Below are 6,478 nucleotides of genomic sequence, written 5' to 3'. Positions count from 1 at the left end.
TCCCACTCCACGCTTCTTGTATCGTTAAAGATGACGAAGCCTATTTGTTTAGTGCCCCTTCTGGTACAGGCAAATCTACCCATGCAGGCTTATATAAAGAAAAGTTTAACGCCTTTAACCTCAATGACGATAAACCCATCATCAAAGATAACCTTGTTTATGGGACCCCATTTTCGGGTAAAACCTCAGAAAATCGAAATGAGGTCTACCCGGTTAAAGCCATTTACTTCTTAGAACAAAGTAGTATTGACCATATTCATAAACTCACAATCGATGAAGCGTCTAAAAAACTCTTAAGAAATATTGCTAGACCCGCAACCCAAGCGATGTGGGAAGCAGTACTGCCTAACCTCAATGGATTACTCTTTCAAATCCCGTTTTATCAAGCCCAGTTAACACTCAATAAAAATAGTGTCTATATGACGTATTATGAACCCAATAAGGAGAAATGTATGAAAATTAAACCCGGATTCATCATTAAAACCATCGGTTTACGCTATATGGTGTTACCTATCGATGCACAAGCCTTACACTTTAACGGTATCATGACTTTAAACAAATCAGGAAAACTTTTATTTGAAGCATTAGAAACCGAACAAACCTTAGAATCTTTAACAGAAGTCTTAATGAGCCATTATGAAGTATCCTTAGAGGATGCGAGAAAAGACGTCATCATCTTTATCGATAAGTTGAAAGAAAAAGACCTCTTATGTTAAAAGTAGTGGTTGAAAATGATGCCTTTTTTGATGTGATGAAAATAGAACTCCAAAACGGGATAAAAGAAGTCATGTTTAAAGTAAAAGGGACATCAATGTGGCCCTTTTACTTAGATAATAAAACTGTGGTATATGTAGCTTCACCTAAACAACTCAGAAAATATGATGTGGTTCTAGCAGATTATGATAATCAAGTTCTCCTTCATCGAATTATTAAAATTGAAGGGTCTACCTATACCCTGCGTGGAGACGCGACTTACCGAAAAGAAGTTGTGGATTTTAAAGATATTTTTGCGAAAGTCACACATCATCAAACGAATAAGAAGCGATCCGAACAGTCTAAGTGGTATCGATTAACAGTCATCCTTTGGGTTAATAATCCGTTTAGAAAAATACTCTTGAAATTGAGGTCCAAATGAACACTATAGACCAATTACTAGAAGCCAGTAAGCAAGCACTTAACAATCAAATGATTGAATTAAAAATCGCAGATGAACCTGCGTTTTTTAAATTGATGGTTTCTTCGGGCTTATCCGGAGTCATCATACCAGCGTTAAATCTAAGTCATTATAGTGAACGCTTTAATCAAAAAGCTCAGGGTGTGATTTATCAGTTTATGGATAAGGATTTAAAACAACAAAGACTCATTCAAAAACTGAGAGCTCTTTTTATGAAAAATGAAATAGATTTTATATTCTTAAAAGGCACTAAACTCAAGTCATTATATAAAGAAACCTACATGCGAGGCATGGGTGACGTCGATGTTTTGGTAAGGTCTGATTTAGATGTTATTCAAGACTTGTTTAAAAAGGAAAATATCCACTTAGAAACAAGATCATTAGCACATGACCATTACCATACGGATGATGGACTCATCATCGAAATCCATCCAAGCATTCATAATGACTTTAATCCGAAGTATCAAGGGTATTTCAAAGGGGCTTGGGAACACGTAACTAAAGTAAGTGATTATGAATATACCCTAACACCAAACTTTGAATTAGTCTATTTGTTATATCATCTTGCTAAACATGTGGAATCTTCAGGAATAGGACTTAGAAGCTTACTTGACATCGGTATCTATCGATTGCATTATGAAAAAGAGATCGATGATGTTTTATTATTTAAAACACTCGAAAATATCAACATGACGCGTTTTTACAATACCGTGATGTTGTTAAATCAAAAGTACTTTGGACTAGAGACAAAACCCATTAAAGAAGACTTCATACTATCAGATGATGACTATACGGTTATGACAAACTACTTTGTGACCTCTGGGATTCACGGTCAAGGTGAAACCTTTAATCCAATGGCCCCTAGACTCGCGGCTTCTACTAATAAAGGGAAGTCTAAATTTAGAGTTTTAATGCGTATTATATTCCCGAAAATGAGGGATGCGAGAGGGTTATTTCCAGTCTTAAACAAGCATCCGTACTTATATCCTTTTATGATAGTTTACCGTAACTTTAAACTGCTTTTTTTAAAAAGAAAATCATCTATTTACAAATTGAAAGCTCTCAATGAAAGTGACCGTAATCGTGAAGAAATCATCAATCTCTTTGACAAAATGGGCATTTATTGAATAATTTTTACACAATTCTTTCATTAGGTTACAAAACTTTGAATTGCGTAGTATATATACTAATGTTATAATGATTACAAATATTAATACTGTGGGAGGTATATGAATGTTTGAAAAAGAAGTTTATGAAGCACCGTCAATCGAAATTACGGAGTTTGAATTAGAAGAAGCAATTTCTGCGAGTTCAGATCCTGTAGGAATCGGCGGATTGGGAGAGGATTGGTAATACTATGATTAAGAAGCTCATAGCGTTACTCATTCTGGTTTCATCTTTTTACTTTGTAGGCGCCACGGGCGTACTAGCATCAAACAATATTAGTGTTTCAGTGAAAACCTATAATGGTAGTGGCACACCAATTGTGACTACACCACACACAGGTAAATCCAGAGGCGATCAGATTTCATTTACTCATGGTGATGGCCAAACTCTTGGATTTGCTTTTTATGCTGTCAACGACACAATTAGACCAGAACTACCTGGAACTCATGAGTTTAAAGTCATGTCCAGAATGAGTGTCTCAGTCATTTATGACGTCAGAGAATCTGGTGAAGTTACACATCACGCAGTTGTGTTCGTAGACTCAAATAGAAAAATTCTTAAGGTTCAATATGTTGCAAAAGATGGTTTTGCTAATACAGATGGCATTACGATCACACCTCCACCTAACATGGAATGGAAAGCAACACCATGGCTTACACTTGATAATAAAGGTTTAGACGTTGCTGTTAATGAAAACCGCGTTTATTATGCACAGTATCAAGTAGAGACTGAAGCCGCATCCTAGCAACTAACCGTAAATGGCGGTACTGGTACAGGGTCTTATAAGTATAACTCTGTAGCAACCGTAACACCAAATACACCAGCAGAAGGTAAAGTATTCAGCCACTGGGCAGATGCTCTAGGTAATAAACTTTCATATAAATCTACTTATGCATTCTCAATCTTAGGCGCTACAACAGTAGAAGCTGTATTTGTTGATGGGGTATCCTCACCAGCTGAACTACCAGTTGTAAGCATGTCTAATGATTTAGGTATTAAAGGTACAGACTTTGTTACTTATAAAGGACAAATGCAATTACCAGCAGGCTATACAGTTGTTGAATATGGGTTCATCTTCTCAAGAAGCTCGGATGTCTTAACACTAGAATCTGCAGGAGCAACCATAGTGCCATCTAATATTAATTATGGTCCTACTGGTGAGTTCATGAGATCATTCCCTAATACAACATTCAATAGCTTAAGAGCTTATTTGATTGTTTTAAATGGTTCATCAGTTGAAGAAACTTATTATAGTGAGAACTATTATAGAAGTATTAGTGAATTGGGTGAACCGGGTACTTATAGTGCATCCTTTGATAGTTCCACTAAAGGTTCATATAATTTAGGTGATGTAACTGTATCAGGAGTAGTTTGGTCACTTAACGATGCATTAATAGGTGCTGATAGTAACAAAGTTGGAGATAAATCGGTTAGATTAAGAAATTCTATGTGGACAAAATCAGGATTTGCTAATATATCAACGATTTCATTCAAAGCGGCACTATGGAGTGGTGATGATGTTAACACTTTAAAGATTTCTCTTTCTAGTGATGGAAGTAATTGGATTGATGTTTCAGATGGTTTGAATCAAACTGAAGTGTCGTCACTAACGTTAGTAGATTATACTTTCAACTTAGCAAATTCAGCAAATTTCAATTCTTCAGGTTTAAAATCGAGTGATTTATTGTTGGTTAAAATCCAAGTAGAACTAATTGGTGAAAGAATCAACATAGATGAAATATCAATTAATTATGGTGCATTTAATGGTGCTATTCATGAAGTCGAACTTGTAAGTGGTACTACATCAAAAGACTTTTATGCTGATGGTACAATATTTACGAATCCAACACCAAGTACAGGATACAAATTTGATGGATGGTTTAAGGATAGCAACTTTGCAACACCTTATAATAACACTGGTATTAAAGAATCATTATCTTTATACGCTAAGTTCATCAAAGAAACCTATACAATAACATTTAATTACAATGGTGCTGATGCAGGTAACACTGTTGCATCAATTCAAGCAGAATACGAAGATGAAATTGATTTACCAGTTCCATCTAAGTCAGGATATGATTTCGCTGGTTGGGAAAGTTCAACAGGTGCAACTCAATATAGTTCTCCTTACATTGTTGAAGCAGCTAATAGGGATATGTATGCTAAATGGATATTAAATGATTCTGGTAAAGTATCTTTGGATAAAGCATCTTTATCACTTCCTTTAAATGTCACTAATACAACCCCTTTAACTTTACCTTTAGTAGGCGATAATGGGACTACAATAAGTTGGGTGTCATCAAATACTGACTATATAACAAACAATGGAACAGTCACATTGCCAACTGAAAGTGCAGTTGAAGTTACTTTAACTGCAACAATATCATTGAATAGTGCAAGTGAAACTAGAATCTTTACAATCACAGTCAAACCTGAAGAAACAAGTATCCCTGAAGTTTTGCGACAAAGTGATTTTGGTACAACTAACCTAACAAACACAGATTATACAGCTGTGAAAACTACTAGTGTTTTGAATGGGGCAGCAGATCCTACTCCATCTGGTAACAGTAGCTGGATTACTAAAGGAAGTAATTATAATGGAACAGGGTGGGATTATGTAAGAATGGGCGGTAAACCTGCAGCAACAATTGAAAACCCAACTGTTTATATGTCCACAAATTACATACTTTCTGGAACCGTAACAAGTATTGTCATTAAGATAGTTGGTCTTGATTCAGCAGCAGGAAATGAAACAATCTATTTGCAAACCTCAGATAACAACTCGACTTGGACTAATGTAACTAGTTTATCGGTAACGGCTATTGGAGATTTAAAATTTGAGGGATTAAACCTTTCGAATGTTTATTATAGATTTGTATTTGTACGAGCAAGTTCAGGTAACGATAATAGGGGAACTGACATTAAATCAATCACATTTTACGGAAACCCGTAACAGACCCTACAGATACACAACCCCCAGTAATCTCACTGAGTTCCTCAGCTGATTTTACTTATACTGTAGGGGATACCTGGAATTACACAAACGCGTTAAACTGGTGTCAAGCACTAGATAATGTTGATTCATCAGTAAGTTGTACTCTAGACGATTCTAGTCTATATATCATCCTTGACGGAACTACCTTTAACGCAACAGGAACAAAAACAATTATATATCGAGCCGAAGATGAAGCCGGTAACGTGGCGACCAAAAATCAAACTGTTACCATTACATCCTCCGGCGGTGGCGGTACACCAGACCCAGGTATTCCAGCAGGTTACTACGATAGTATTACAGTAGGTTTAACCGGCAGTGCATTACGCCAAGCTTTAACCACACGAGTCAGCAACCACACCATTATCAGTTATTCAAATGCCCAGTATACACTGGACGAAGCGGATGCTGATCCAAATGCTGCTGGTAAGATTTTAACCATCTATGACCGCAAATCTGTTAGTAGTACTTGGGATTCCGGTAGTACATGGAATAAGGAACACGTTTGGCCTCAGTCATCGTATGATGAAGCCAGTCCAATGGTTTCCGATTTACATCATTTAAGAGCGGCAGTACCGACAACAAACTCCACTAGAGGAAACAACTATTTCAACATCATCAGTGGTCATACATTAGGCACATGGAAGTATTTTGATTCAAGATTCTTCCCAGGCGATGTAGACAAAGGTGATGTTGCGAGAATGTTACTTTATATGGCAGTAAGATACTATAACGATAACCTAAGATTGGTTAAATCAGATTTTGGTACGACAGCTCGGAATGCTCGAACATTAGGTGATATTGATATCTTGCTTACTTGGCATCAAGAAGATCCAGTGGATGCGTTTGAAGTCAATCGAAACAATGTGATTTATGGGGTTCAAAACAACCGTAATCCATTCATCGATAGACCAGATTTGTTTGAACCGGTATGGACTTACTTAGTATCGGTTGCACAAACCCTTCAAGCGTCAATTCAACTTTATGAAAAAGCGATTGAGGATTATGCAACCCTAATGGTTACGTACACACCCACTTCAACATCTACTAAAGGGATTTTGATTTAAAACTTTAAAATTGGTAGGCACATTCCAAAAAGGATTGTGCCTTCTTATTTAAAAATGTTATGATATAAAACAAAGAGG

Annotated in this window: 6 protein-coding genes and 1 pseudogene; all 7 read left to right on the top strand. The window is 36.4% G+C overall.

What is annotated here, in order from left to right:
• On the top strand, positions 1–716 hold a 716-nt coding region (locus N7603_RS08255), incomplete at its 5' end, for a PqqD family peptide modification chaperone (protein ID WP_262096961.1).
• Positions 710–1,135 carry a S24/S26 family peptidase gene (locus N7603_RS08250; RefSeq protein WP_262096960.1) on the top strand — a complete coding sequence of 142 codons (426 nt, stop codon included), beginning with the start codon at positions 710–712 and terminating at the stop codon, positions 1,133–1,135. The genes N7603_RS08255 and N7603_RS08250, both read left to right, overlap by 7 nt.
• Entirely contained in the window at positions 1,132–2,301 is a 1,170-nt protein-coding gene (locus N7603_RS08245) for a nucleotidyltransferase domain-containing protein (RefSeq protein WP_262096959.1), read from the top strand. The genes N7603_RS08250 and N7603_RS08245 overlap by 4 nt, the downstream gene beginning before the upstream one ends.
• Before the next feature lie 230 nt (positions 2,302–2,531).
• Positions 2,532–3,086 carry a hypothetical protein gene (locus N7603_RS08240; RefSeq protein WP_262096958.1) on the top strand — a complete coding sequence of 185 codons (555 nt, stop codon included), beginning with the start codon at positions 2,532–2,534 and terminating at the stop codon, positions 3,084–3,086.
• Between the two features lie 75 nt (positions 3,087–3,161).
• Positions 3,162–3,218, top strand: a pseudogene (locus N7603_RS09125) (hypothetical protein); the annotation flags it as partial.
• A gap of 99 nt (positions 3,219–3,317) precedes the next feature.
• A complete protein-coding gene (locus N7603_RS08235) occupies positions 3,318–5,294 on the top strand; it encodes an InlB B-repeat-containing protein (RefSeq protein WP_262096957.1) in 1,977 nt (658 codons plus the stop codon).
• Positions 5,295–5,539: 245 nt separating this feature from the next.
• Positions 5,540–6,400, top strand: a complete 861-nt coding sequence (locus N7603_RS08230) for an endonuclease I family protein (protein WP_262096956.1) — start codon at positions 5,540–5,542, stop codon at positions 6,398–6,400.
• The last annotated feature ends 78 nt before the right edge of the window (positions 6,401–6,478 follow it).

Source organism: Paracholeplasma vituli, from assembly GCF_025446935.1.
Lineage (GTDB): Bacteria > Bacillota_I > Bacilli_A > Acholeplasmatales > UBA5453 > Paracholeplasma > Paracholeplasma vituli.
This window is presented reverse-complemented; position numbering and strand designations above follow the sequence as displayed.